The organism is Haloarcula sp. CBA1131, assembly GCF_008728975.1.
Lineage (GTDB): Archaea > Halobacteriota > Halobacteria > Halobacteriales > Haloarculaceae > Haloarcula > Haloarcula hispanica.
Window position 1 is genome coordinate 2,864,219 of the sequence record NZ_RPCY01000001.1, and the last position, 25,634, is coordinate 2,889,852.

Consider the following 25,634-nt stretch of genomic DNA (forward strand, 5'->3'; position numbering starts at 1 on the left):
GAGAGGCGGCTGCCGATAAAACATATACAGTTGCCAGCCCTAGAACGGTGTAATACCGTGTCAAGAACTACAGGCGGCCCGCCGCGGGTGCTCGTCGTCGACGACGAGCACGACGTCGCCGACACGCAGGCCCTGAAACTCGGCGAGCGCTACGAGACGACTGTCGCGTACAGTGGCCAAGCCGCGCTCGACGCTGCCGGCCCGGAGTTCGACGCCGTGTTGCTCGACCGGCGCATGCCCGACGTGCACGGTGACGACGTGCTTTCGCGGTTGCGCGAGCGGGGGTACGACGGCATCATCATCATGCTGACCGCGGTCGACGCCGACCTGAACATTCTGGAGATGCCCTTCGACGATTACCTCCAGAAGCCGGTCGACCAGTCGACGCTTCTGTCGGCGCTCGACCAGCACCTCGACAGGCCCGACGAGGACGACAGGCTCGACGAGTACTTCCGGATCTCCTCGAAACTCTCCGTGCTGGAACGAGAGAAATCCACGTCACAACTGGAGGCGAGCGACGAGTACACCAGGCTGAAAGAGCGGGCCAGAGAACTGGAGTGGGTGTTGCACGCCGAGAACGACGATTTCGAGGAGCTGAAGGAGACGTACCAGTCGATCAGCCGAAGCTATAGTAACAATTGAAACGATGTACACACTGATCGCACTGCCGTCGTGCGATCAGGTGTGCATTGATTTTCAATGGCTACTATAGGTACCGAGAATCAGCGTCTCTTCGATATACTCGTCGATAGTGTCCCGAACCTCGGCGACAGGGTTGTCGTTGCGAGTTGCGCTCTGAAGAATCACGCCGTCGAGTATCGTGATCATGAACCGCGACACCGTCTCGGGGTCGACGTCGGCGAAGACCCCCTGTTCGATGCCGTCCTCGATGATCTGTACGAGTTGCCGGGCGAACAGCTCGTCCGTCTCAGTGAACTTCTCGCGGAAGTCCGGGTTCTGAACCGCCTGGGCGCGCATCTCGACGTACGACCCGAGGACGGCGTTCTTGTCCGGCGTTTCGACGCAGTCCGGGAAATCGTCGAGAACGAGGCTGACAAACGTCTTGATGTCCTGTTCGGGGTCGCCGGTGGATTCGACCTGAAAGATGCGGTTAAATTCCGTGAGGATGAACTCCTGGAACGACAGCAGGAGGTCCTCCTTGCCGTCGAAGTGGTGATAGAACGTCGATTTGCTGAGGTCGGCCTCGTCCGCGATTCGCTGTATCGAAAGTCCGGCGTACCCGTATTCCCGGAGGGCACGGAACGTGGCCCGCATTATCGCCTCGTGCGAGTCCGCTGGCTCCCCGGCGAACGGAATTCCATCAGTCATCCCGACCGAATATTCGTTCGGGCAGTAAATATTTTCCCACTGTTACGGAACCACAACGTTGATAGACGACCGAACGTTCGTTCGATGTACACGGTTCGGGCGGGAGTCTGCACAGACGTATGTGGGTACATATCCCGATCTCCCAAGCATGACGTCCGCTCCGGACAGAAACAACGGCAAGGAATGTCCGAAGTGTCCCTACGCATGAAACCACGAACATTACTGACGCTGGCAGTTGTCGCATTGCTCATGGCATCCGGAACGGCGATCGCCGCCGTAACCGGGAGCCCCGACTTCGACGCAACGTTCGTCGATAATACCGTCACGCCCGGTGAGGAGACGACACTCGACGTCGTCCTCGTCAACAGCGGCACGATCGACTCCGGGTCTTCGACCCAGGGTGTCCAGAGCAGCGAGGTGACGACCGCCCGCGGGACCACAGTCAAAGTCAACGACGGTGACGCCCCGATTACGGTGACAACGAGCAAACAGGCTGTGGGTTCCGTCCCGGAAGGGAAGACCCAACCCATTTCATTCGACATCAGCGTCGCTGACGACGCAAGTCCCGGGAGCTACACTGTTCCTGTCATCGTCGAATACGAGTACACGAGCTACATTTCGGAAAGCGACGGTGCACGGGACGAAGAGACCACCACCGAACGAATCGAACTCGAACTCGACATCGACGACGACGCGGCTTTTGACGTGGTAAGCGTCGACTCCGACGCGCGCGTCGACTCGACCGGCACGGTCGCAGTCACTGTCGAGAACACCGGTGACGAGCCGGCCCGAGAATCCTCGGTAACGCTGAAATCGACGAACTCCGAACTCACAGTCGGTGGCGACGCCAGCAGCTCCCGGTTTATCGACACCTGGGAGGCCGGTGAACAGCGTACCCTCCGGTACCGCGTCGGTGCGAGCGGTGATACGAGAGCCGAACCGTATCAGTTCGACCTCCAGGTCGACTTCGACGACACGGACGGGGTGCGAAAGAGCACGACCGCCTCCTCCCTCGGTATTACGCCCGACCCCGAGCAAACGTTCACCGTCGAAAGCACCGACAGTGACGTCGCTGTCGGCGATTCCGGGACGTACAACGTGACCCTGCGCAACGACGGCCCTGTCACGGTCTCGGACGCGACAGTGTCGCTTGCCACGCAGAACACCGCGATTACGTTCGGACAGTCCGAGTCCACGTCGCAGTTCGTCGGCTCCTGGGAGCCCGGTGAAACGCGAACGGTGAGCGTCGACGCAAGCGCCAGCGACGACGCCAAGACACAGAGCTACGCCCTGTCGGCGTCGGTAAGCTACGACGACCCCGAAGGCGATGCCGGCGTCGCTGACGACATCTCGCTCGGACTCACGCCCGAGCCGGAACAGTCCTTCGCCATGGGCGACGTGGAGTCGACCCTCCAGGCGGGCGATGACGGAACCATCGAAGCGTCCCTAACGAACACCGGCGACCGAACAGTCCGTAACGTCGTCCTGAACTGGGCGAGCACCCACGACAACATCTCGCCGAAGGAGACCCAGTACGCGGTCGGCGACCTCGAACCGGGCGAGTCCACGACCGTCTCGTTCGACGCCGACGTGTCGGACAACGCGAACTCCGGCCCACGACAGTTCGACTTCGTCGCCAACTACCGCAACAGCGAGGGCGACCAGCGCGAGAGCGACACGCTCGAAATCCGGCAGAGCGTCGACGGCAGCGCTGACGAGTTCATCGTCGAGACGACGAACGCGTCCGTCGACGTTGGCGGATCCAGCACACTCGAAGTGACGATCACCAACGACGCCGGCGAGCGACTGACCGATATCGAGGCAAAGCTGTTCGCCGAGTCACCGATTTCCGTGTCGGACGACCAAGCGTACGTCGACAGCCTCGACCAGGGCGAGTCGACGACCATCGAGTTCGGTATCAGCGCAAGCGGTGCCGCGATGACGAAAAACTACCCCGTCTCGGTAGACTTCCAGTACGAGGAGCCGGACGGAGATACGCCGGTGTCCGACACCTACCGCCTTCCGGTCTCCGTGACTAACTCCGGCGGTGGCAGTTCGCCGCTGACGGCGATTATCGGCGTCGCACTCGTGGCCGCCCTGGCCATCGGCGGCTACTTCAGGTTCCGCTAACGCATGGACTACCAGCGCTACATCGATTGGGCGGACGACCGAATCGTCCACGATTCACGGAAGGTGGTGCTCCTCTTCCTGATCGTGACGGTGGTCTTCAGCGCCGGCCTCGGGAGCGTCTCGACCAACTCCGGGACGTCACAGTTTACGACCGGGCTTCCGGCCGAGGAGGCACTGCAGGAGGTCAACGACAAGTTCTCGCCGACCTTCTCGCCGGATACAGGGAGCACACAGCTCATCCAGCAGGAGAACAACGTGCTCTCGAAGCCGGCGCTGCTCCGGATGCTCAGGTCACAGCATCGGCTGGAACAGCACGGAGCACTCCGTGTCACGTCGACCGCAAGCGCCGCCAGCATTGTCGCCCAGCAGCTAGACCCGGAAGCGACGACGACTGAACAACAGATCTACGCTGTCGAATCAGCGACGCCGGGTGAGATCGATTCCGCTGTCGGGCGCGCGGCCGAGCAGAGCCCCCGGTTCAAATCGTTACTGAGCAAGGATTTCAACCGCAAAGCCGCCTCGGCGTCGGCGACCATCGGGGTCGTCACGCACGAGGTCCCGGCCGGAATCTCCTCCGGGTCAGGCCAGGGCGGTTCGAGTCCGCTGACGAGCATCCAGAAACAGGCCGGGTTCACTGTCTCCAGCGCTGACCACGGTGGCATCACCCTGTTCGGCAGCGGTATCGTCGCAGACGAGTTCTCGAACGTCGTCGGCGACTCGCTCATCCTGACCGTGCCCGCGGCAGTGCTGTTCATCCTGTTTTTCCTGACGATTGCCTACCGCGACCTCGCGGACATGGCGCTTGGCCTGCTCGCGCTGTTTATGGCCGTCGTCTGGACGTTCGGCTTCATGGGGCTTGCCGGTATCCCCTTCTCGCAGATGCTCATCGCCGTGCCACCGCTGTTGCTGGCGGTCGGGATCGACTTCGGTATTCACGCCGTCAACCGGTATCGCGAGGAGCGCGAGACCGGGGCGTCCATCCAGAAGTCGATGCGAATCACGACCGACCAGTTGCTTGTCGCCTTCTTCATCGTTACCGGGACGACAGTCATCGGGTTCGCCGCGAACCTCACCAGCGCGCTGCCGCCGATTCAGGACTTCGGCTACGTGGCCTCTGTCGGTATCACCTTCACGTTCCTCATCTTCGGGGTGTTCCTGCCCGCCGCGAAGGTGGAGCTGGACCGGCTCAGACAGTCCTACCCCATCCCGACGTTCAGCGAGACGCCGCTGGGTGCAGAGGATTCCGCACTCAGTGACGTGTTGCGCGGCGGCGTCGTCATCGCGAACCGCGCCCCGATCATCTTCCTCGTTCTCATCCTCGTGTCCACGGTCGGCGCCAGCTACTACGCCACCGGCGTCTCGACGTCGTTCAGTCAGGAGGACTTCCTGCCGCCCGAGGAGAACCCGGACTTCGTCGAGGCCCTGCCGGAGCCGTTCGCCCCGAGCGAATACACCGTAACGGAGGTGACGAACTTCCTCGATGAGCGATTCGACACGACCCAGTCCAGTCAGGCGACGGTGTACGTAGAGGGGCCAATGCGGAACGATGCGGCGCTCGAACAGATGTATCGGGCGGGTAACAACCCGCCGGACTCGTTTGTCCGCGAGGACGGGCGCGCCGATTCGACATCCATCGTGACAGTCATTCAGGACCAGGCGGAACGCGACCCCGAGTTCCGTCGGATGGTCGAGCGCAACGACCAGAACGACAACGGCGTCCCGGACGATAACCTCGAAGAGATCTACGAGTATCTGCTCGACTCGCCGGCCCGTAGTACGGCGCTAGAGTACATCACCGAGGACTACCGGAGCGCGCGTGTCGTCTACACAGTCGAATCGGACGCAACCGACGCAGAGGTGACCGCCGATACAAGAAACGTTGCCGACGACTTCCGGTACGAGGCGACGGCAACCGGCTCGGTCGTCGTGTTCCAGGCCGTCTCGGACCTGATTCTGGAGTCCGCAATCCAGTCCCTGGCGATTGCGCTTATCGGCGCGTCAGTGTTTCTGGTCCTCATCTACAATATGCTGGAGGGGCGGCCGTCGCTCGGTCTCGTGAACATCATCCCCGTCGTCGTCACAGTGGCGTGGCTCGGCGGGACAATGCGGCTGCTCAGCATCCCGTTCAACGCGCTCACAGCGACGATGCTGGCGATAACTATCGGGCTGGGGGTCGACTACTCGGTCCACGTCACCCACCGGTTCGCCGACGAGTTCGACGAAAACGACCTCGAAACGGCGCTGGACCGGACCGTCCGCGGGACCGGCGGTGCGCTGTTTGGCAGTATGCTCACCACGACGTTCGGCATCGGTGTGCTCGGCCTGGCTGTGTTCCCTGCAATCGGCCAGTTCGGCATTCTGACAGCGTTATCAATCGGGTACGCCTTCCTCGCGTCCCTCCTAGTGATTCCCTCCGCCCTCGTCGTCTGGGACCGGGTGTTCAACGCTGACTGGTCGGTTCGTGGCCTACTCGGGTTCGGGCGGTCGCGTCCGCCCGCGCCCGTCGAAGGCGACGATTGAGTCCGCGGCCCTGGCGGCAGAACTACCGCCGGTCGTGTTCGAGCAAAACACGCCACTGAAGCCTTTATTTGCTGGCATCGTCCTAGCACTGGTATGACTCACGTCGTTATTATCGGCGCGTATGGGAGTGCCGGGGCCGCAGTCGCCGGCGACCTCGTCGAGGAGGAAGACATCGAACTCACGCTCGTCGACAACGGCGAGCCCGGCGGCGGCCTCTGTATTCTTCGTGGCTGTATGCCGTCCAAGGAAGTCCTCTCGGCGGGAGCCCACCGCTTCCAGGCGCGCCACGACGAACGGCTCGTCGGTGACGTGCCCGAGGTTGACCTGGAAGCCGTCGTCGAGCGCAAGGACGACCATGTACTCGACTGGGCCGGCCACCGGCGGGACTCCATCCACGAGATGGCCGAGCGCGACGACGTGACGTTCATCCACGACACTGCCACGTTCGTCGACGAGCACACGGTCCGGGCCGGCGGCGAGGAGCACGAGGCCGACTACGTCGTCATCGCGACCGGGTCCAGCGTGAACGTCCCGGACACGCCCGGCATCGACGAAGTCGACTTCATGACCAGCGACCAAGTGCTCGACGCCACGGAGTTCCCCGACTCCGGCATCGTGATGGGCTTCGGATACATCGGGATGGAGATGGTCCCGTATCTGGCGGAGGCTGGCGGGATGGAACTCACCGTCATCGAGCACGACGACCGGCCAATTGACGAGGGCGACCCCGAGTTCGGCGACGCGGCACTCGACATCTACGAGGACAACTGGGACGTGACCATCCCGACAAACTGCTACGAGCAGGAACTCGAAGAGACCGAGGACGGCGGCGTCCGCCTCACCGTCGAGTACGACGACGGGGGCGAGGAGACGTTCGAGGCCGACCAGCTGTTCCTCTTCACCGGCCGCCGGCCGACTGTCAACGGTTTGGGCCTGGAGAACACGTCCGTCTCGGTCGAGGGCGACTGGGCAAAGGATACGATGCAGACCCGCGACGCCGACCACATCTACGCCGTCGGCGATGTCAACGGCAAGGAGCCGATTCTCCACGTCGCCAAGGAGCAGGGCTTCACCGCGGCCGAGAACATCGTCCGGCAGGAGGCCGGGGGCTCGCTCAAGGACTACCGGAACGTCCACCACCACGTCATCTTCTCCGGGCTGGGGGTCTACCCGTTCGCCCGCGTCGGCCACAACGAGGAGACGGCGAAAGAGGCTGGCTACGACGTCGTCACGGCGACGCGACAGGCCAGCGACGACGGCGTGTTCAAATCGAAGGACGTGCCCGAGGGGCTGGCGAAGCTCGTCGTCGACGCCGACGACGGGACAGTGCTCGGCTGGCAGGGCATGCACTACCACGCGGACAGCTTCGCCAAGGCGTTCCAGATTATCGTCGAGCTGGGACTCGACGTGCGTGACCTGCCGGACCGGGCCTACCACCCGACGCTCCCCGAAAACGTCGACGGCCTCATCCGGGACTGCGTCAGCCAGCTATAGTCGTTCAACCGGAATACCGATGACATCGAAGCGCGTGCCGCCGTCCTCGCTTTCTGAAACGGTGATTCGGGCACCGTGGGCGTCGACGATTTCGGAGACGATTGCCAGCCCGAATCCCGTCCCCTCGTCGCTCGTGGTGTAGCCGCGCTCGAACACTTCGTCGCGTTCGTCCTCGGGAATTCCGGGGCCGTCGTCGGCGACGTAGAACCCCCGTCCGTCCGAGAGCGTCCCGACTCGGACGGTCACATGTTCGTCGCTGTCGCTGTCGTCGGCCCCCGTCAGACTGTGCCCGTGTTCCACGCTGTCGTCGGACTCCGTCCGACTGCTTGTGGAACCATGTTCCACACTGTTTCGGAAGAGGTTCTCGAACAGTTGCTGGAGGCGGGTCTGGTCGCCCGTGATTCGCACGTTCGTGTCGCGCCGTTCCAGCGTCGCGTCCGAACTCTCGACGGTATCCCAGGCGGCCGTGATGATATCGTCTAACGACGCTTCGGTCGCGTCGATGACCTTGTGACCGCCACGGGCGAGCGCGAGCACGTCGTCGATGAGTTCGTCCATCCGTTCGAGCGACCGCCGGAGCGCCTCGACGTGCTCCGGGTCCCCGTCGTACGCCTCGTCGACGAGCGTGAGCCGGCCGAACGCGACGTTGAGCGGGTTCCGGAGGTCGTGGCTGACGACGCTGGCGAACTCTTCTAGACGATTTCGCTCGCGTGTGAGTTCCTGCTCGCGCCGTTCGCGCTCCTGTTCGTAGCTGACCCAGTTCCCCATCAACTCCACGAGCGTGACTTCCCACTCCGAAAAGGAATCGCGGGGCTCCGTGCCGTAGAAGCAGAACGTGCCGTACACCGAGCCGTCGACGACAACGGGCGTTCCGAGGTAACAGGAGACGCCCATCTCGGTGTAGCCCGCTCTGTCGGTCAGTTCTGGCCGGTCTTCAGCGATATCAGCGAGCACCAGCGTCTTCTCCTCGACGACGGCCCGCTCGCAGTTCGTCGCGTCCAGCGGGACTGCATCGCCCGCCTCGATGGCCCCCGTCCGGTCGCGAACGATTTCGAAGACGTACATGTCGCCATCGATGCGCGAGAGGGCGGCCGTTTCGGTCCCGAGGGCGTGCTGCCCGATTTCGAGCAGGCGCTCGACCTTGTCCTCGAAATCGAGGTCCTTGCGGGAGATGACCCGGTAAATCTCTCGGAGCGTCCGCTCTCTGCCCCTGATCTCCTTCTCGTGCTTGTGGCGCTCAGTGATATCGCGGAAGTACACCGAAATCCCAGTTGGGGACGGGTACACGGACACCTCGAACCACGTCTGCAGCGGCTCGAAGTACGCCTCGAAGGATGCTGGCTCCTGCTGTGTCATCGCCTGCCGGTACTGCTTGCTGAACTCCGTGCCTTCCAGAGACGGAACCGCCTCCCAGAGATTTCGCCCCAGCAGGTCGGTGGTATCTCCGTCCACCGCCATCGCACGGCCGATGACACGTCTGCCGCGTTCGTTGGCGTACGTGAATTCCCAGTTCTCGTCCACCGCGAAGAACGCGTCGGTCATCCGGTCGAGAATGTCCGCGTCCTCCTGATAGCGGGCGACAGCAGCGGTGATTCGCTGTCGGAGCAGTTCCGTCTGTTCCGAAAGGGGTGTCTTCGTCACGTAGTCCGTGACCCCGGCAGAGATTGCGTTGCTGGCCACGCTCTCGTCGCCGTCGTCAGTGAAGAGCAGAAACGGGAGGTCAAAGGACCGGTCCCGGACGGCCCGTAACAGTTCGATTCCGTCTCGGTCCGGCAGTTGATACTCACTAACGACGCAGTCGTACGACGCGTTCTCGATAGTTCTGATCGCGTCATCCGCCGTCTCACACACTGTCACCGTGAACTCGTCAGTGCTACCAGTCAGCGCCTCCTTGACCGCCGTGATGTCGTCGCAGTCCTCGTCGACGTAGAGGACACGCACTCGACCGGCGGTCCCATCGGCCCCGTGACGGTTCGGCGTAGCCACGGGTGTATCCATATTCGTTTCAGGGCATGTGGGTGTAAAGTTGTACCGCCGGTAAGCTTCCATTACCAGGGTACTAACCCAGCTATAGCGGATACATACTCAGTCGGGTCGGCGGTTCGAGAGTACCGGTATCTCGTCGATGCGGTCCGTCGAAAGCGCGTCCCAGTCGACGCCCGCTGGTGTCGTGTGCGTGGTCTCCGTCTCGACAGTTCGCTCCGGCGTCACGACCCAATCCATCGGCACGTCGTGGTCGTCAACGGGCACGGTAGTATCGACGACGCCCTCTGGACCGCCCACAATCTGGAGTTCGTGGACCGTCGTCACGACCGGCGTCGTCTTGTCGACCAGCCCCAGTTCCCGGAGGACGGCGTATTCGAGGTCGCTGTACCCCTCGCCCTTCCCGATTCGCGCGCCGTCCTCGGTGACCGCGACCGACCCCGACACCACGAGGTCGACGCTCCCGACCGCCTCGGGGCCGACCTGTCGTGCGTGGTCCGCGACGTTCGAGATCGCCGGTGCCGCCTCGATGTCGTCGAGTTCGTCGGGGTCGAGTTCGTAGAAGCACCGCTCGTCCCGGAGCCGAGGAACGGCCATATATACCGTCTTGCCGGCCCGAAGCGCCGCCCGTCGGACCGGGAGCTGTGGCGAGTCTGGGTTCGCCTTGACCGTCTCTGCGGCGTCCCAGACCGCCGTCTCGGTCAGGCGCTGTGCAGCCTCGCTTGCGCCCTCGAAGTTCGGAATCCGGTCGTGGGGCGGGAACGGGAACCGGGCGATACCCTGCTCTTCCAGCGCGTCCCAGACCGTTTCGCGGATAGTTTGCTTGTCCATGGCGCTACGGCCTCCGGCGGCGGAACTGCTGTGTGCAGACCAGCGCCAGCAGTGCGACAAGCGCCCCGACGGCGGTGAACCCGGGACCGCTGGCGTCGGTCGTGGACTGGTCAGTACTCGGCGTGTGGTCCGCGGGTGTGGGCTCGCTCGTTTTGGTCTCGGCCGGCGTCACAGCCGACCGGGGAACGTAGCTGTCGGCGTCGTAGCGGTCCGGATAGAGCTGTGCGGTGGCGTTGTGTGCGAACGAGACCACGCTCCGCGGGGCGGGCTGATTGATGTTCCGCACCTGTACGGCGACCGTCGAGTTGGTCTCGCCCGCGGTCGTGCTGGCGTAGGGCTCGGTCTCCGCGATGGTCGCCGTGTTCTCGGTGACAAAGAGCACGTCCGGATCTAACTGGAGGATGACTTCGTTGCTGAGCTGTGGGTACTGGGTGTGGTTGCGGGCCGCGACGTTCTCCGCGCCCGAGAGTTCGATGAGCGACGTGACGAAGGTGTTGCCCGCCGCCACGTACCCCCCGCCAAGCGGGTACAGCGCCGTCGGTCGGTCTTCGGCGTCCGCAGTGACCTGCCGAACGGCGTCGACGTTCGCGTCCATCCAGGCGTTCGCTTCGCTCGCACCCTCGCAGTTACCAGTCAGTCGACCGATGGTCGCCGTCTTTGCTCGAATGTCCTCAATAGTTGTCGCGGCGGGGAGGTGATACACCGTGAGCCCGGCCTGCCGAAGCGGGGCCACATCACCGGCGCTGGCGTTCGGTGCAATCACCAGGTCCGGGTTCGTACCGACGACGCGCTCAACGTTGACACCGAAGCTCGCGGAGACGTTCGTTCGGCTCTCAGCACCGTCGAGATAGCTCGCGTACTGGGTGAGCCCGACCACCTGGGAGCGGCCGTCGATCTCCCACATCGTCTGGGCGGCCGAGGGGTTGGTCGTCGTCACCCGCGCCGGGCGCTCCTCGATAGTGACCTCGGTCCCGGTCGCGTCGGTCATCGTGACCGGAAACGAGCAGCCCTCCGCCTGTGTGGCTGCTGTTGCTGAAGCTGGAGTGATACCCGCGAACGAGCCGACGAGCAGGACAAAGACACAGACGAGAGACCGTCGTCGCATACCATAGGCGGGTGTCAGGAGCAATAAATACTTATCTACTGCAAGTGGGCTTTCATACATGCGTTTCGCGGGTCGGACTGTCGGGTGGTCGGCGGGGCTCGTCGCCGTCCTCTGTGCCGTGGTGACGACGAGCGCCGGCATCGGCCCGGTGTGGATTCCGCCTGCCGATGTCGGGAAAGTGCTGCTCAACGCTGTCGTCGTTCCGACTGGCATCTCGATCTCCGGCCCTGCCGTCGACGTGACCACGGCTCACGTGTTTTCCTACGCCGTAAGCGACCTCCAGACACAGATAGTGCTGCAGGTCCGACTCCCCCGGATACTGCTCGGTGCGGTCGTCGGCTTCTCGCTTGCCGCCGCAGGGACAATCATGCAGGGTATCTTCCGGAACCCGATGGCCGACCCGTCTATCATCGGCGTCTCCTCCGGCGCGGCGGTCGGCGCGGTCGCCTTCATTGTCGCGCCAGTCGTCATCCCGTTCGGGCTCGGGCTCCGCGGCGCGGCCTTCGCAGGAGCGCTGGTCGCGGCCTTCGGCGTCTATCTCATCGCGACGCGGAACGGCCGCACACCGGTCGCGACGCTGTTGCTGGCCGGCGTGGCGATACAGACGTTTCTGGGCGCGGTGGTCTCGTTCCTGTTGCTCCACAGCGGCGAGAGCATCCGGCGGGCGCTGTACTGGCTGATGGGCCATCTCAAGGGCGCGTCGTGGCCCGAAGTGACCACCAGCGTCGTACTCGTCGCTGTCCCGTTCGTCGTGTTGCTCGCGTACGCACGCGACCTGAACGTGATGCTGCTGGGCGAGGAGGACGCCCAGAGTCTCGGTATCGAGGTCGAACGGACCAAGCGGGTCCTGCTCGCGCTGTCGGCAGTCATCACGGCAGCGGGCGTCGCCGTCGCCGGCATCGTCGGCTTCGTCGGCCTCATCGTCCCTCATGTGATGCGGCTGCTCGTCGGGCCGGACCACCGGATACTGCTCCCGACGGCGGCGCTCGCCGGCGCGTCGTTTCTCGTGGCGACGGACACGCTAGCACGCTCGGGTAGCGCCGAGGTCCCGGTCGGCATCGTCACCGCCGTCCTCGGCGCGCCGTTTTTCCTGTACTTGCTCCGGAAGCGGGAGGTGCACGAGCTATGAGCGAGCAGACCGCGCCCGAAGGTTCGGACCCAGAACGGGACCGCTCCGGGCCGATGCTTGACGTGTCTGACCTCGCGGTCTCCTTCGGCGACCAGTCGGTCGTCTCGGGCGTCGAGTTCAGCGTCGACCGCGGGTCGCTCGTCGGCCTCGTCGGTCCCAACGGCGCGGGTAAGACGACCGTCCTGCGAGCGGTGAAGGGGACACTCGACCCGGACGCCGGAACGGTTCGCGTCGACGGCGAGCCCATCCAGAGTAAATCCGCGAAAGCGGTGAGCCGCCTCGTCGCGAGCACGCCACAGGGCACCGCACTGTCGTTCGACTTCAGCGTCAGACAGACCGTTGAGATGGGGCGGACACCGCATCTCGGCCGATTCGACCGAATGGACGACGGCGACCGGCGCGCCGTCGAGACGGCGATGGAGCGTGCGAGCGTTGCCCAGTTCGCCGACCGGCCGTTCACCTCGCTGTCTGGCGGCGAGCGCCAGCGGGTCCTCCTCGCTCGGGCGCTTGCACAGGAGACACCGGCCCTCCTGCTCGACGAACCGACGGCGAGCCTCGACATCAACCACGCCGTCCGCACGCTCGAACTGGTCCGAGCGCTCGTCGACGACGGGAAGACGGCCGTCGCCGCGATTCACGACCTCAACCTGGCCGCGCGGTACTGCGACGAACTGGTGTTGCTCGCCGGCGGCGGGGTCCGCGCCGCGGGCCGCCCCGCGGACGTGCTCACGAGCGACACGCTCCGTGACGCTTTCGACGCGGAGACGCTGGTGACGACCCAGCCCGGCACCGACGCGCCGCTCGTGACCCCGCTGGCCGAACAAGAGTCGGTCGCCCGTCGCGTCCACGTCGTCGGGACCGGCACGCCAGCGGCTGCCGCCGTCTCGAAGCTCGTCGGGGCCGGCTGTCGGGTCAGCATCGGCGTCGTCCCCGCCGGTGACACAGCTGCCGAGCGGGCCGCCGATCTCGACTGCGAGGCGGTCACGGTCCCGGCCTTCGCCGGCATCGACGACGCGGCACGCCAGCGCGCCGCCGACCTCGCCGCTGCGGCCGATGCCGTCGTGATAGCGGGCGAAACCGGTGACGGAAACAGTGCGGTTATTGAGGCAGGTAGCCCCCGTCTCGCCGTCGAGACAGACGAGAGCGCATACACCAGCAACGCTCACGACACCGTACCGATAGCTGCGCTCCCGGCGGCAGTCGCGTCTCTCCCACCCGCGGGGGAACGCGATGTGACACGGTCGCCCGCGCAGTCCACGACTGACTGAAAACAGCAACACCGATACTTCTCGTCCACGTACCCCGCCCGTGGACGACACGATCGCGTGGCTCCGGGACCGTCCGTACTACGAGGGACAGATCGTCGACCAGCGGACGATACCCGGTCAGGACGCGAAAACCGCGGACTGTGAGGTGACTGACCGCCTCGCCAGCGTTCTCGACGACCAGGGCATCACGGACCTCTACGCTCATCAGGTGGACGCAATCGAAGCGGTTCGGTCCGGTGACAACGTCGTCCTCGCGACCGAGACGGCCAGCGGCAAGAGCCTCGCCTACACCGTGCCGGCGTTCGAGCGGGCGCTGGACCGACGGGCCACGACGCTGTATATCGCGCCACAGGTCGCGCTCATCAACGACCAGACCGAGACGCTATCGGAACTGGCCCAGGGGCTCGGCTTCGCCTCCGGGGTCTCCGTCGCCCAGTACACCGGTCGGCAGTCGAAATCCGAGAAGGAGGCCATCCGGGAGCGCCAGCCCACCGTGTTGCTGACCACGCCAGACATGCTCCACTACGGCATCCTCCCCCACGCCCACCGGCTGTGGGACTGGTTCTTCCAGCGCCTCGAAACCGTCGTCGTCGACGAGGTCCACGGCTACCGCGGCGTGTTCGGCAGCCACGTCTCGCTGGTGATGCGCCGCCTCCAGCGTATCGCCGAGCGGTTCGACGCCGGCGGCGATAGCAGCGAAAGCAACGGCAGAAGGGGCGACAGCGCAACAGCGGGCGGCCCTGAGTGGGTCTGCTGCTCGGCGACCATCGGCAATCCGGTCGAACACGCGGCGGCCGTCACCGGCCAGCCCGAGCCGTCGTTCGCACTGGTCGACGAGGACGCGAGCGCCAGCGGGCCGCGGCACTGGCTGCTGTGGAATCCGCCGGAGTACGAGGGCGACGGCTGGGGGAGCGGCCGCCGGAAGTCCAATCACGTCGAGACGAAACAGCTGTTCGTCGACCTCGTCGAGCGGGGCCTCCAGACGGTCGTCTTCGCCGGGTCGCGCCAGACGGCCGAACGGTACGCCAGCGACAGCGCGGACGAACTCCGGAGCCGCGGCGAGCACGCCCTCGCCGACAGCGTCGGCGCGTACCAGGCCGCACTGACCGACGACCGACGGCGCGAACTGGAGCAGGGCCTCCAATCTGGCGACCTGCGGGGCGTCTGGTCGACCAGCGCGCTCGAACTGGGCGTCGACGTGGGCGGGCTGGACGCCGTGTTGCTGGACGGCTACCCCGGGACGCGGATGCGGGCTTTCCAGCAGGCCGGGCGGGCCGGTCGCGGCACGGACCCCGCCCTGGTCGCGCTCGTCGGCGGCGAGGACCAGCTAGATCAGTACGTCCTGCGCAACCCCGACGCGCTGTTCGAGACGGGAGCCGAGCAGGCCGTGACAAACCCCGAAAACGAGCAACTGCTTCCGAATCACGTCCACGCGGCCGCCTGCGAGAACTGGCTCTCGCCGGACGACGACCGCCACTTCGGCGAGCCGTTCCCCGACGTGGTCGCGGACCTCGAATCGGCCGGGAAGCTCGACCGCCGCCAGACCGATCAGGGGATGCGCTGGCTCGGCAAGGGTAGTCCACACCACGACATGAACCTGCGGACCGTCGACGACGGCGAGGTGAAACTGGTGGCGAAGGGTGACGTGATAGCCAAACTCTCCGTCGAGGACGCATTGCGGGACGCCCACCCCGGCGCGATTTACCACCATCAGGGGCGGCGCTACGAGGTGACGGACCTCGACCTCAACGCGGGTGTGGCAGAACTCGACCGGACGTGGGCCGACTACTTCACCCGCGTCCTGCACGACAAGACCATCACCGTCGAGGCGGACCTGGCGGAGCGGCGACTGCCGACCCGCGAGGACGTGCCGGTCCGGTTCGCGTCGGTGACGATGCGCAAGCAGATCACCGGCTACGAGCGCCGCGACGGCTCCTCCGGGGAGGTACTCGGCCAGCGTTCGCTCGACCTGCCCGAGACCACACTGGAGACGAAGGCGCTGTACCATACGGTGCCGTCGGACCTGGAGAGCGAGATACGGCAGGGAGCGTACGGAGCCGAAAGCGACTCCGGTGGCGAGAGCGAGAGCGGAAACGATGGTGGAGGCAGTAGCGGCGGTCAGCCCGGCAATGCAGCGCCCGACGGCGGCGGCGAGCCTGGCGACTTCCCGGGAGCCATCCACGCCGCCGAGCACGCCATGATTTCGATGTTCCCCTTCGAGTACCTCTGTGACCGCGGCGACATCGGCGGGCTATCGACGCCGCGTCATCCCCACACCGGCGAGCCGACCATCTTCATCTACGACGGCTACCCCGGCGGCATCGGCCTGACACGAGCCGGCTACCACGACATCGGGCCGCTGATGGACACCACGCTGTCGATGCTGACTTCGTGTGACTGCGCCGACGGCTGTCCGGCCTGCGTGCAGTCGCCCCACTGCGGGAACGCGAACGACCCGCTCGACAAACACGGCGCGATACATCTACTGGACGGGCTGGTAGCGCAGTAGCGTGACCGCCCGGTGGAAAAACCGCCTCAGGCGTCGCCCGCTGCCTTCCGCAGCGTGACTCCGACTACCGTCCCCGTCGGCTCGTTGTCTTCGACCCACACGTCACCGCCGTACGCGTCGACCAGCGTTCGGACGAGGTAGAGGCCGACCCCGGTACCGTCACTGTCCAGGCGTTTCTCCCCGCGCTCGAACACCGCCTGTTTCTGCTCGTCCGGGATTCCCGGTCCGTCGTCGGCGACAGTGACGTGGACCACGTCGCCATCGTCGATCACGTCGATGACGACCGACGGCACTGCCGAGTCGTTGTGCTGGATGGCGTTGGTGAGGACGTTCCGAAACACAGAGGACAGGAGTTCGTCGGCCCGCACCCGTACCGACGGGGACTCGTCCGGGACAGTGACCTGTGCGTCGCTGTACGTCGCTGCGATATCCTCGGACACCGAGGACAGTACTGGTCCGAGGGCGACCGGCTCGGTCTCCCAGTCCGTCTGTCGCATTACCGTCGCAAGGTTTCCAGCCGTTTCGAGCAGTTCCGCGGCTGCCTGGCTACTTTCCTGAATACCGTCGGCGTGTTCCAGGGCGTCACCGCTACACTGGTCCCGGAGCAGTTCCGCCCGGCCACCGATGGTCTGCAAGTGGTTCGTAAGGTCGTGACGAACGATCTGGTTCAAGAGATCGAGGTTGTCACGCTGCCGTTTCAGCTCCCGCTCGCGCTCGATCCGTTCGAGGGTCGAGAGCACGTTCTTCCCGAGGATGTCGGCCAACTGCGTCTCCCGCTCGGTCGGTTCGGCTCGTTCATCCGTCCCGGCTGTCAAGAGCCCGTACTCCGGGAGTGGAACGGAGATACAGCCGTGAAGGGGTGCATCGGACGCCGCTTTCTCTTCATCAACGAGGACCCGCTGTGTCTCGTCACTCTCGTAATGGTCCCACAGCCAACTCCCGCGTTCGTGTCGCATTCTCCGTCCCGGCTCGTCCGGGACCTCGACGTGCTCTCGAAGCGGCTCAGAGATCGCCTCGGCTTTGAGTCCGCTGTCAGTGGCCTCCCAGAAGACACTGAACGGGAAGTCGAGAATCGCTGTCGCAGTCTCGACTGCGATAGTCGCGACTTCGGACCGGTTCTCGGCTGTCATCAGCCGGCGTGTCGCCGCGTACAGCTCCCCGATCTGGTCCTCCGGAGTCGCCTGATAGCAGGGGGAGTCGGAGTTTGACCCCATTTTTACTCATTTACTTCGTCCTGAATATAAATGTTCGTCAAGGCCTGTGACACGGACACACCCCACCTGGCCGTCGATGCTCGTCCGTTCGGAAGCCCCGTTCGCGTTCGACTCCCCGTTATCGGCCACGAGGGCTAGCTGAAGTCTTCAAGACGTAACTGGTCGGGGTGGAGACCGTCCGGTTCGCTCGCGCCGAGCAGACGAGGCAGGGCCGTGTTCGCAAACGTCATGCCGACGACGAGCAGTATGGGGGCGAAGAACAGACCGTAGAAGCCCAGCACGACGGGGCCAAGCGTGTACGCGAGCATCAGGAGCCCGACGTGCGTGCTCTCGCCGCTGAGAAGTGGCCGAAGCAGCAGGTCCGGGATCGTGTCGACGACGACCACCGCGACGAGGAGGAATCCGAGCACATACGCGAGCAGCGAAGACTGCCCGTCGAGCACCACTGGGAGCGCGGTGAAACCGGTCAACGGGAGGTAGATTATTTTCATCCCAACGACAGGAATCAAGCTCGCGATACCGGTCAGCGCGCCGGCGAGCGTCGGATACGGGACCTCGACAGCCGCCGGCGCTACGACGTTATAGCCGGTGAACGCGGCGATAGCGATGAGCGAAATCGCCAACACGTTCAGGAGATTGCCGAACAGTACCGCTTCCAGTTCCTCGTCGACAGCTTCGAGGTACTCGCGGATGATGGCCCCGTCATCGAACCGGAGCAGCCACTCGCGGATGCGCCGGCCGTCCACCAGGAGGTAGTATGTGACGATGGTCGTAATAAACAGATTGAGGACGAACTGGGAGGCGACCGACGTAAGCACCATGGCGTTCTCGCTGAGAAAGTCGACGAACGGTGAGAGCTGTCCCGACTGGTAGGCGCTGTACAGCCCCTCGACGGTGAGGTCCGGCACGGACTCCGCGCCGTCGAGCCAACTGACGTGCGTCGCAGCCACGTCGATGAGCGCGTACTGGGTGACGAACTGCCGGGCTTCGACAATGAGGAGGACGGCCGCATAGCTGACGAGCAATAGGAGCGGAATCGCCAGCGATGCCATGACCACGACCGCACGCACTCGCGACGGAAGGCGGAGTCTGCGCAAAGAACTGTAGTACCGTCGCGTCGAATAATAGAGGAACACGGAGACAGTCAACGCCGCGATAAACTGATATGCGAGTACGCCGACCACCACCGCGACAGCGAGGCCGAAGAGGGCGACGACGAAGCGCTTCTCGTCCATATACGTACCAGCTTATGAACAGTTATAAACATACGGGCGCAGGGAACCTCACAGACAACATGGGGCCGGACATGGTCCCAATCGGTGGCTACTCGGTTCGCTCGCGCACCGGCCCGATGCTGTCGTGGACGCCGATGTTGCCGGAGAGTTCGTGCTGGCTCGTGTCGCTGAGGTCGATACCCTCAGCGCGGCAATCCTCCTGGACCTGCTGGATGAAGTCCGATCTGACCGATGCGAGGCGGTTCCGCCGTTCGTTAGGGATCCAGATCCGGCCTGTCAGGATGACCGCCGTCGACGCGAGGTCGCTGACTCTGGCCGTCGGTGCCGGTTTCTCCGAGACATGGTCGAGGTCGCGGGCGGCGTTCTCGATAATCGCCCGGACCGTGTCGATGTCGTCGTCGTAGCCGATACCGAACTGATAGGAAACTCCAATTGGACCCGTCGAAGTCTGGTTCGTCACCGCGCTCGTCGCCAGCGTCGTGTTCGGGACGATGATGCGCTCGTTGTCCAACGTCCGAATCCGCGTCACCCGCAAGTCGATGTCGACCACCGTGCCCTGCATCCCGTTCCATGCGATGATGTCACCGACGTTCAGATCCGGGTCGGTCACGATGAACGCCCCGGCGACGAAGTTCCCGAGGACGTCCTGTGCCGCCAACCCCACCGCAAGCGTGATGCCCGCCGCCAGCAGGGTCGACCCCGCGAGCGCGCCCCGGAAGCCCGCGACGCTGGCGCCGATGACCACCGCGAGGATGACCGATATCAGGTGGACAGCGCTGGTCAGCGCGCTGGCGACTGTCTTGTTAGTCTCGGTTCGTGACAGCAGCCATCGAACTGCTGGCACGACGATTAGCCGGCCGATAGCGTAGAGTAGCGCCGCGACAGCGAGGAATTGCGCCCCGTCGGTCGCGAGTTGTCCGTACGCCGAGACGATGTCGGTATCCAGGCCCACCGGGAACTGCATACTGTCTGTCGTAGCCCAATAGATATGAAATCAGGGTGCCACGTCGGTGCTGGTGGGGACCACGGCTCCGCCTGCTGTTCGCGGCGGTGCTGCGCGTTACCCAACTCGCTCGTTCAAAATTAGCCTCGTCTTCGTCCCCACAACCTCCTCCAGCTCGCGCGCCTGCGTGATGAGCCCGTTAACCGCGTCGGTGTCGGCGGCGTCGACGACGACGACGATGTCCTCCTCGCCGGAGACTTGCCACACGAAATCGACCTGCTGCCAGTCAGCGATGCGGTCCGAAACCTCGGCCGTGTCGACGTTGACATCGACGCTGACCTCGATCATCGCTTTCACGTTGCCGGTCCGCGTCGCGACAGTGAAGCGTTCGATAACACCGTCCTCGACCAGTCGTTCGACGCGGTTTCGCACGGTCCCTTCCGACGTGCCGACCCGGTCCGCGATCTCAGTATACGGGGTTCGGGCGTCCCGGCGAAGTATCGAGAGTATCTCTCTGTCGAGGTCGTCCATCGAGATGTGACAGTATCACCGGCCATGACTTGAGGATTACGAAATTCGAAACTCGTCTTCGAAAGCAACCCTTATGGCCGACTATAGTGTACGCATCTCGTAATGGCTGACGCATACGTGGCAATCGAGGGCGACCGCGTCATCGAGGCGCGCGCTCGCGCTCCGGGCACCGCCCGTGGCGAACTGGTCTTTACAACAGCGTACACCGGTTACGAGGAGAGCCTCACCGACCCGTCCTACGAGGAGCAGGTGCTGACGTTCTCCTACCCGCTCATCGGGAACTACGGCGTCCGAGAGGAGCGCTTCGAGTCCGACCGCATCCACCCGCGCGCGGCAGTGGCTCGCGAGATGACCGACGACGTGGCCGAGTGGCTGGAGTCCGAGGGCGTCCCCGCTGTGGACCACCTCGACACGCGCGATATCGTCACCGAGATCCGCGACGAGGGGGCGATGAAATGCGGCATCGCCGCCGGGCCGGACGTGACCGAGCAGGACGCGCTCGACGAACTCCACGAGTGCAAACACATGTCCGACCACACCGACATCGGCGCGCAGGTCTCCGTCGACGACGTGGAGGTCCACAACGAGGGCGGCGACGGTGCGACAGTCGCGCTGGTCGACTGCGGCGCGAAGGGCTCCATCGCCGAGTCGCTCGTCGAACGCGACGCCGAGGTCTACGTCTTCCCATACGACGCCAGCGAGGACGACGTGGCCGCGGTCGACCCGGATCTGCTGTTCATCTCGAACGGCCCCGGCGACCCTGAGAACTTCGAGCAGGCTGGGGAACTCGTCGAGACCTACGTCGGCGACGTGCCGCTCGCGGGCATCTGTCTCGGCCAGCAGGTCGTCGCCAACGCGCTCGGCGGCGAAACCGAGAAAATGGAATTCGGCCACCGCGGCGTGAACCAGCCGGTCCGTGACCTGCGTTCGAACCAGGTCGTGATGACGACCCAGAACCACGGCTACACCGTCGCCGACCCCGGCGACAAACTCGACGTGACCCAGGTCAACGTCAACGACGATACGCCGGAAGGGCTGGAAAACGACGACCTGGACATCATCACGCGTCAGTACCACCCCGAGGCCAACCCCGGCCCGCACGACTCGCTCGGCTTCTTTGATGATGTGCTAGGGATGGCGGGGGAGTAGGGAGAACCCGAGCGTAGCGAGGGGTCTCCGAATGCCCGAACGGCGACGGTAGGAGCCGTGAGGAGTAGCGAGGGGCGCGACTGAAAGGAGCGGCCCTCGGAATTGTGAGCGGGGAGCGGGACCTTTGGTCCCGCAGGCAGTCGGGCGGCATTGCCGCCCGACGACGGGGAACGGAGTGACCCGCGAGCAGTAGCGCGGTTCGGAGCGAGCGAAGCGAGTGAGAACCGCGAGACGCGAACGATGACGACAGGAACCGTGAGCAGCGCGGTTCGCACGCACATAAGCCACGTCTCTCAGTCGCTGTCGTCGTCGATTGGCTGTCCGCGGTAGTACGTGGTCTGGTCGCTGTCTTCGTCTTCGTTTGTGGTGTCTTGTGGTGCGACGGGGCGGCCGCGATACATGACCCGGTTGGCGGTGTCGTCGCCGTCGATTGCGTCCGGGCTGTCCTGCTGATGGTTTTCGATGAACTCGGCGGCCGCGTTCAGGGTTGTCTTGTCGGTCTTGCGGTGCACCCAGCAGTGATACATCTTCCGTGGGGTGCGGAGCGCGAGGCGGTGCGCACGGAATCCGGACTTGGTGGTAACGTCGGCAACCGCCTCGTGTGGGACCTCGATGACTTCGTCGTCCTCGTCTTTCCCGATGAGACAGAGCGTCCGGCGGCCAGTAATCAGAATGACCGTCCGACGGTCGCCGACCGGTGAGTCGGTCTTGCGTTTCGTCCCGCGCCCGATGCCGCGCTTCCCGTTGGTCAGGAGATACGCCGGGGCTTCCGCGCCGTCGAGGTACGTCAGCGGTGGGTTGTTCAGCGGTGGTGACCCGGAGAACCGACTCTCGTGTCCGGCGAGGACTGCCGTCGTTACCGAGCTATCGGGAGCCATCTCCGCAACTGTCTCCGCCCGCTCGGTGACGTCTTCTATCATCGGCTTTCCGGAGCGGCGACGGTGATTGCAACGCGATCCATACAGCTACTGCCACAGCCGCAGGAATGAGTGTTACGAACGTGCCATTATTGTCCCAGAACAAGACAGATAGGCACCGATATATGAATACTTACTATCTATCTCCACCATATTGGCGTAATACTGCTGAGTTGTAAGGCCAGAAAGAGGGAGGAGTATCCACGGCGAGCAGTCATCACAGCTCCACAGGCTCAGAACTCCTGTCTGACGCCCCGGAACTCGAACCGTGCGCCGCCGTCGTCGCTCTCAGTCACGGACACCGACCAGTCGTGTGCCGCCGCGATCTCCTTGACGATAGCGAGGCCGAACCCGGTGCCACCGTCAGTGGTGGTGTAGCCGCTCTCAAACACCGTTTCGTGTTGTTCAGCCGGGATACCGCCGCCGTCATCGGCGACGTAAAAGCCCGAATCGGTGAGATCACCGACCTCGACAGTGACGGCCGGGCCGCCGTGTGTCACGGCGTTGTTGATGAGGTTCTCGAGGAGCTGGCGAACGCGGCTCTCGTCGGCGTAGATCGTGCTCTCGGCAGTGACTTCGAGGGTGGCATCAGACGTCTCGACGGCCTGCCAGCAGGACAGGACAGTCGATTCGAGGGCGAGCGGCTCCGTTTCCGAGACCGTGTCTCCCTCACGGGCGAGAGTCAGCAGGTCCTCGATGAGTTCCTTCATACGGTCGATAGCACGGTAACAGCGGTCGAACTGCTCGTCGTTGCCGGTGTCTCTGGCGAGGGCGAGCGAACCTTCGAGGACGCTAAGCGGGTTCCGGAGGTCGTGGCTGACGATGCTCGCGAACTCTTCGAGCCGGTCGTTCTGCCGCTCCAGTTGCTCGCGGTACTCGATGCGGTCGGAGATATCCCGGGAGATCGCAACGAGTCGGTCGATCTCCCCGTCAGCGAAGATCGGTGTCACCTGCGTCTCCCAGACGCCGGTCGGGTGGAGGTCCCGCTCCTCGAACGTGATGGTTTCGCCGGCCGAGACACACCGCTCGTAGTGGTCGGTGATTCGACGGCCGGTGTCCGGGCCGGCAGCCTCGATTGGGGTCTGACCGGTCAGTGACTCGGTTTCGAATCCGCTCTGTCGTTCGTAGGCCTCGTTCGTCCGGACGTAGCGGAACGTCGGATCGTCCGCCGAGTCCTCGATGTCGACGAGCGCGATGGCGTCGTTCGTGTTCTCGAACACCGCCTCGTACTCGTCGGTGAGGCGGGCCAACTCCCGCTCGCGCCGTTTCTGTTCGGTGATGTCGGTCGCAACGACACAGAGGGCGTACGGCTCGCCGTCCTCGTCGAGTATCGGCGTCTTCCGCGTCAGATGTGTCCGCTCCGTCCCGTCGACAGGAATCACCGTCTCGACTTCGACGGTTTCTTTCTGTTCGAGGGCCCGCTGATCGTCGGCGTGGGTCTGCTCCGCGATGTGGTCCGGGAGAATATCGTAATCGCTCGTCCCGACGACGGACTCGTCAGCGTCGATCCCGTAGAGGTCACGGGCCGCGCTGTTAATGAAGAGAAAGCGGCTGTCGGTATCTTTCATCAGGATGTACGTCGGCGCTGTATCGAGAATGACCTGCAGTTTGCGGCTCGTGTCTTCGAGGGCCTGTTTCCGTTCTTTGTGGTCGGTCACGTCCTGATGGATTCCCACCGCACGTACCGGGTCGCCGTTCTCGTCGCGTTCGAACACCTTACCGATGTCGCGGATCCATCGGTAATCACCGGTGGCCGTCTTGAGTCGGTGGTCGCACTCGTAGATCTCCGTCTCACCGTCGAAGTGTGCGTTCAGTGCTTCGTAGGTCCGCTCGCGGTCTTCGGGGTGGATCAGTTCGTCCCAGGTGTCTGCCGACGGCTCGAGGTCGTCGAGCGAGTAGCCGAGCATATCGGCCCAGCGCTCGTCGAAGGTGACTTCATCCGTCTTGACGTTCCAGTCCCAGACGCCGAGTTCGGCACCTTCAAGCGCGAGTTCGTGGCGTTCCGTGAGCGTTCTGAGCTCTTGCTGCCGGTCGAGTCTGGAAAGCGCCTCTTCGGTGTTGGCAGCGAGAGTCCGCATCAGTGAGACCGATGCGTCCTCGAACGCTGCGGCATCGGTTGATGCGGCGATCAGCACCCCGTGGTCGCCCAGTGGGATCAGAATCTCGCTGCTGATGTCAGTGTCGGGGTTGTAGCGGCCGGGGATAGTGGAGACATCGTCGAAGACACGCTGTTCGCCGGATTCGAACACCTCCCAGACGAGGCTGTCGCCCTCGCGAAACGTCGGATGCTCGTCGATGATCGCCTGTGCCTGGTCGGTCACCGCAGCCGGTCTGAGAGCGTCGGCCGACTCGTCGGCGAGAAAAACGGCGCTGAGCGGCAGCCCGAGCAGGTCGCGTGCGGTTTCGACGACCAGTTCGGCGGCAGCCTCGCGTGACTCAACGTGCATCAGTTCCCGCGTTGTGTCGTGCAGTGCCTCGATACGCTGCTGTCGCTGCCGGCGCTCCGTTATCTCCCGAAACTGTGAGAAGATCGCGACGGTCTCCCCGTCTTCTCGGATGGTGCGGTTGTGCCACTCACAGACGATCTGCTCGCCGTCGCCGGTCTCGATATCGAGCACGGTATAGTAGCCACCGCTGGCTTCCTGTAGGGCCGTGATCGTCTCTTCGACCGCATCCAGCGCCGAGTCCGGAACGAGCGTCTCGAACTCCTTGCCGACGAGGGCCGCTTCCCCACGCCGGAGAATCTCCTCGCCTTTCTCGTTGACCTGAACCACCTCGAAGCTCTCGTCCCACTCGATGACGCCGAGCGGTGACTTATCGATAAACAGCGAGAGCCGCTTCCGGCTCGCATCCAGTGCTCGCTGTGACCGGTACTGCTCGACCGCGTTGGCGATTCGGTTGGCCAGAATCGTGTACTGGTCAGTGCCTTGCTGCTTCTGGAGGTAGTCCGTCACACCGGCCGAAATCGCCTCGCTGGCTACTTCCTCGGAGCCTTTCCCGGTAAAGAGAATGAACGGGAGGTCTTCGTCGACGGCCCGGACGGATTCCAGAAACTCGATGCCGTCCTGGCCGGGCATATCGAAATCCGAGACGACGCAGTCGATAGGCTCCTCGCTGAGCCGGGTGAGCCCCTCGCTCGCCGATGTTGCCGAAATCACGTCGAAGCGGTCGTCGGTACGGCTGAGAAACGCCGCCGTCATCGACGCGAACTCGGGGTCGTCCTCGACGTGTAGGACACGTACTGCATCGGCCATGGAGAGTATATGAGCGTGTCCAACGAATAAGTATTTGTGCCGATCTGTTCGAGTGACAGGAATCGGTGCCGCCGCGGTGAGCGGTTTGCTCCC

18 protein-coding genes are annotated in these 25,634 nt (G+C 64.2%); 8 read left to right on the forward strand and 10 right to left on the reverse strand.

What is annotated here, in order from left to right; genetic code table 11:
* Window positions 1-87 precede the first annotated feature (87 nt).
* A complete protein-coding gene (locus Har1131_RS14600) occupies window positions 88-642 on the forward strand; it encodes a response regulator (RefSeq protein WP_014039579.1) in 555 nt (184 codons plus the stop codon).
* Between the two features lie 54 nt (window positions 643-696).
* On the opposite strand, the gene Har1131_RS14605 is transcribed toward Har1131_RS14600, so the two are convergent.
* Complete coding sequence (locus Har1131_RS14605) at window positions 697-1,329, reverse strand: TetR/AcrR family transcriptional regulator (RefSeq protein WP_008310751.1); 633 nt, start codon at window positions 1,327-1,329, stop codon at window positions 697-699.
* A gap of 204 nt (window positions 1,330-1,533) precedes the next feature.
* Here Har1131_RS14605 and Har1131_RS14610 point away from each other — a divergent pair, with 204 nt between their 5' ends.
* The 3 genes from Har1131_RS14610 (at window position 1,534) to Har1131_RS14620 (ending at window position 7,473) form a co-directional block, all read left to right on the forward strand.
* Window positions 1,534-3,459 carry a COG1361 S-layer family protein gene (locus tag Har1131_RS14610; RefSeq protein ID WP_050037578.1) on the forward strand — a complete coding sequence of 642 codons (1,926 nt, stop codon included), beginning with the start codon at window positions 1,534-1,536 and terminating at the stop codon, window positions 3,457-3,459.
* Window positions 3,460-3,462: 3 nt separating this feature from the next.
* On the forward strand, window positions 3,463-5,979 hold the full coding sequence (locus tag Har1131_RS14615; RefSeq protein ID WP_050037577.1) for an RND family transporter: 2,517 nt from the start codon (window positions 3,463-3,465) through the stop codon (window positions 5,977-5,979).
* Window positions 5,980-6,072: 93 nt separating this feature from the next.
* A complete protein-coding gene (locus tag Har1131_RS14620; protein ID WP_151147051.1) occupies window positions 6,073-7,473 on the forward strand; it encodes an NAD(P)/FAD-dependent oxidoreductase in 1,401 nt (466 codons plus the stop codon).
* Here the strand turns inward: Har1131_RS14620 and Har1131_RS14625 are convergent.
* The 3 genes from Har1131_RS14625 to Har1131_RS14635 form a co-directional block, all read right to left on the reverse strand.
* Entirely contained in the window at window positions 7,468-9,471 is a 2,004-nt protein-coding gene (locus tag Har1131_RS14625; protein ID WP_151147054.1) for an ATP-binding protein, read from the reverse strand. The genes Har1131_RS14620 and Har1131_RS14625 overlap by 6 nt on opposite strands.
* A gap of 87 nt (window positions 9,472-9,558) precedes the next feature.
* Window positions 9,559-10,287, reverse strand: a complete 729-nt coding sequence (locus Har1131_RS14630; protein ID WP_151147057.1) for a 5-formyltetrahydrofolate cyclo-ligase — start codon at window positions 10,285-10,287, stop codon at window positions 9,559-9,561.
* Between the two features lie 4 nt (window positions 10,288-10,291).
* Entirely contained in the window at window positions 10,292-11,392 is a 1,101-nt protein-coding gene (locus tag Har1131_RS14635; RefSeq protein ID WP_151147060.1) for a PGF-CTERM-anchored ABC transporter substrate-binding protein, read from the reverse strand.
* Between the two features lie 58 nt (window positions 11,393-11,450).
* On the opposite strand from Har1131_RS14635, the gene btuC reads away from it, so the two are divergent.
* From btuC to Har1131_RS14650, 3 genes are read left to right on the forward strand one after another with little or no spacing between them, the layout of a single operon-like run.
* On the forward strand, window positions 11,451-12,521 hold the full coding sequence (btuC, locus tag Har1131_RS14640; protein ID WP_151147063.1) for a vitamin B12 ABC transporter permease BtuC: 1,071 nt from the start codon (window positions 11,451-11,453) through the stop codon (window positions 12,519-12,521).
* Complete coding sequence (locus Har1131_RS14645; RefSeq protein WP_151147066.1) at window positions 12,518-13,789, forward strand: ATP-binding cassette domain-containing protein; 1,272 nt, start codon at window positions 12,518-12,520, stop codon at window positions 13,787-13,789. The genes btuC and Har1131_RS14645 overlap by 4 nt, the downstream gene beginning before the upstream one ends.
* 40 nt (window positions 13,790-13,829) lie before the next feature.
* Window positions 13,830-16,298 (forward strand): DEAD/DEAH box helicase, encoded by a 2,469-nt coding sequence (locus tag Har1131_RS14650; RefSeq protein ID WP_151147069.1) that lies wholly within the window; start codon window positions 13,830-13,832, stop codon window positions 16,296-16,298.
* 26 nt (window positions 16,299-16,324) lie between these two features.
* On the opposite strand, the gene Har1131_RS14655 is transcribed toward Har1131_RS14650, so the two are convergent.
* From Har1131_RS14655 to Har1131_RS14670, 4 genes are all read right to left on the reverse strand, one after another.
* On the reverse strand, window positions 16,325-17,512 hold the full coding sequence (locus Har1131_RS14655) for a sensor histidine kinase KdpD (protein WP_050037570.1): 1,188 nt from the start codon (window positions 17,510-17,512) through the stop codon (window positions 16,325-16,327).
* A 134-nt stretch (window positions 17,513-17,646) separates the two neighbouring features.
* Window positions 17,647-18,747 (reverse strand): AI-2E family transporter, encoded by a 1,101-nt coding sequence (locus Har1131_RS14660; RefSeq protein WP_050037569.1) that lies wholly within the window; start codon window positions 18,745-18,747, stop codon window positions 17,647-17,649.
* Between the two features lie 88 nt (window positions 18,748-18,835).
* Entirely contained in the window at window positions 18,836-19,711 is an 876-nt protein-coding gene (locus Har1131_RS14665) for a mechanosensitive ion channel family protein (RefSeq protein ID WP_014039566.1), read from the reverse strand.
* A 96-nt stretch (window positions 19,712-19,807) separates the two neighbouring features.
* Window positions 19,808-20,221 (reverse strand): Lrp/AsnC family transcriptional regulator, encoded by a 414-nt coding sequence (locus Har1131_RS14670; protein WP_008310783.1) that lies wholly within the window; start codon window positions 20,219-20,221, stop codon window positions 19,808-19,810.
* Between the two features lie 102 nt (window positions 20,222-20,323).
* Here Har1131_RS14670 and carA point away from each other — a divergent pair, with 102 nt between their 5' ends.
* A complete protein-coding gene (carA, locus tag Har1131_RS14675) occupies window positions 20,324-21,370 on the forward strand; it encodes a glutamine-hydrolyzing carbamoyl-phosphate synthase small subunit (protein ID WP_050037568.1) in 1,047 nt (348 codons plus the stop codon).
* A gap of 293 nt (window positions 21,371-21,663) precedes the next feature.
* Here the strand turns inward: carA and Har1131_RS14680 are convergent, their stop codons facing one another.
* Together Har1131_RS14680 and Har1131_RS14685 are read right to left on the reverse strand one after the other, a co-directional pair.
* Entirely contained in the window at window positions 21,664-22,290 is a 627-nt protein-coding gene (locus Har1131_RS14680; RefSeq protein WP_151102925.1) for a hypothetical protein, read from the reverse strand.
* 230 nt (window positions 22,291-22,520) lie between these two features.
* Window positions 22,521-25,541 carry a PAS domain S-box protein gene (locus Har1131_RS14685; protein WP_151147072.1) on the reverse strand — a complete coding sequence of 1,007 codons (3,021 nt, stop codon included), beginning with the start codon at window positions 25,539-25,541 and terminating at the stop codon, window positions 22,521-22,523.
* Window positions 25,542-25,634 lie beyond the last annotated feature (93 nt).

Bases quoted from the DNA above. Each gene is read 5' to 3' on its own strand.
- Har1131_RS14605 (WP_008310751.1), bottom strand. From the start codon at position 1,329: ATGACTGATGGAATTCCGTTCGCCGGGGAGCCAGCGGACTCGCACGAG.
- Har1131_RS14610 (WP_050037578.1), top strand. From the start codon at position 1,534: ATGAAACCACGAACATTACTGACGCTGGCAGTTGTCGCATTGCTCATG.
- Har1131_RS14615 (WP_050037577.1), top strand. From the start codon at position 3,463: ATGGACTACCAGCGCTACATCGATTGGGCGGACGACCGAATCGTCCAC.
- Har1131_RS14620 (WP_151147051.1), top strand. From the start codon at position 6,073: ATGACTCACGTCGTTATTATCGGCGCGTATGGGAGTGCCGGGGCCGCA.
- Har1131_RS14625 (WP_151147054.1), bottom strand. From the start codon at position 9,471: ATGGATACACCCGTGGCTACGCCGAACCGTCACGGGGCCGATGGGACC.
- Har1131_RS14630 (WP_151147057.1), bottom strand. From the start codon at position 10,287: ATGGACAAGCAAACTATCCGCGAAACGGTCTGGGACGCGCTGGAAGAG.
- Har1131_RS14635 (WP_151147060.1), bottom strand. From the start codon at position 11,392: ATGCGACGACGGTCTCTCGTCTGTGTCTTTGTCCTGCTCGTCGGCTCG.
- btuC (WP_151147063.1), top strand. From the start codon at position 11,451: ATGCGTTTCGCGGGTCGGACTGTCGGGTGGTCGGCGGGGCTCGTCGCC.
- Har1131_RS14645 (WP_151147066.1), top strand. From the start codon at position 12,518: ATGAGCGAGCAGACCGCGCCCGAAGGTTCGGACCCAGAACGGGACCGC.
- Har1131_RS14655 (WP_050037570.1), bottom strand. From the start codon at position 17,512: ATGGGGTCAAACTCCGACTCCCCCTGCTATCAGGCGACTCCGGAGGAC.
- Har1131_RS14660 (WP_050037569.1), bottom strand. From the start codon at position 18,747: ATGGACGAGAAGCGCTTCGTCGTCGCCCTCTTCGGCCTCGCTGTCGCG.
- Har1131_RS14665 (WP_014039566.1), bottom strand. From the start codon at position 19,711: ATGCAGTTCCCGGTGGGCCTGGATACCGACATCGTCTCGGCGTACGGA.
- Har1131_RS14670 (WP_008310783.1), bottom strand. From the start codon at position 20,221: ATGGACGACCTCGACAGAGAGATACTCTCGATACTTCGCCGGGACGCC.
- carA (WP_050037568.1), top strand. From the start codon at position 20,324: ATGGCTGACGCATACGTGGCAATCGAGGGCGACCGCGTCATCGAGGCG.
- Har1131_RS14680 (WP_151102925.1), bottom strand. From the start codon at position 22,290: ATGATAGAAGACGTCACCGAGCGGGCGGAGACAGTTGCGGAGATGGCT.
- Har1131_RS14685 (WP_151147072.1), bottom strand. From the start codon at position 25,541: ATGGCCGATGCAGTACGTGTCCTACACGTCGAGGACGACCCCGAGTTC.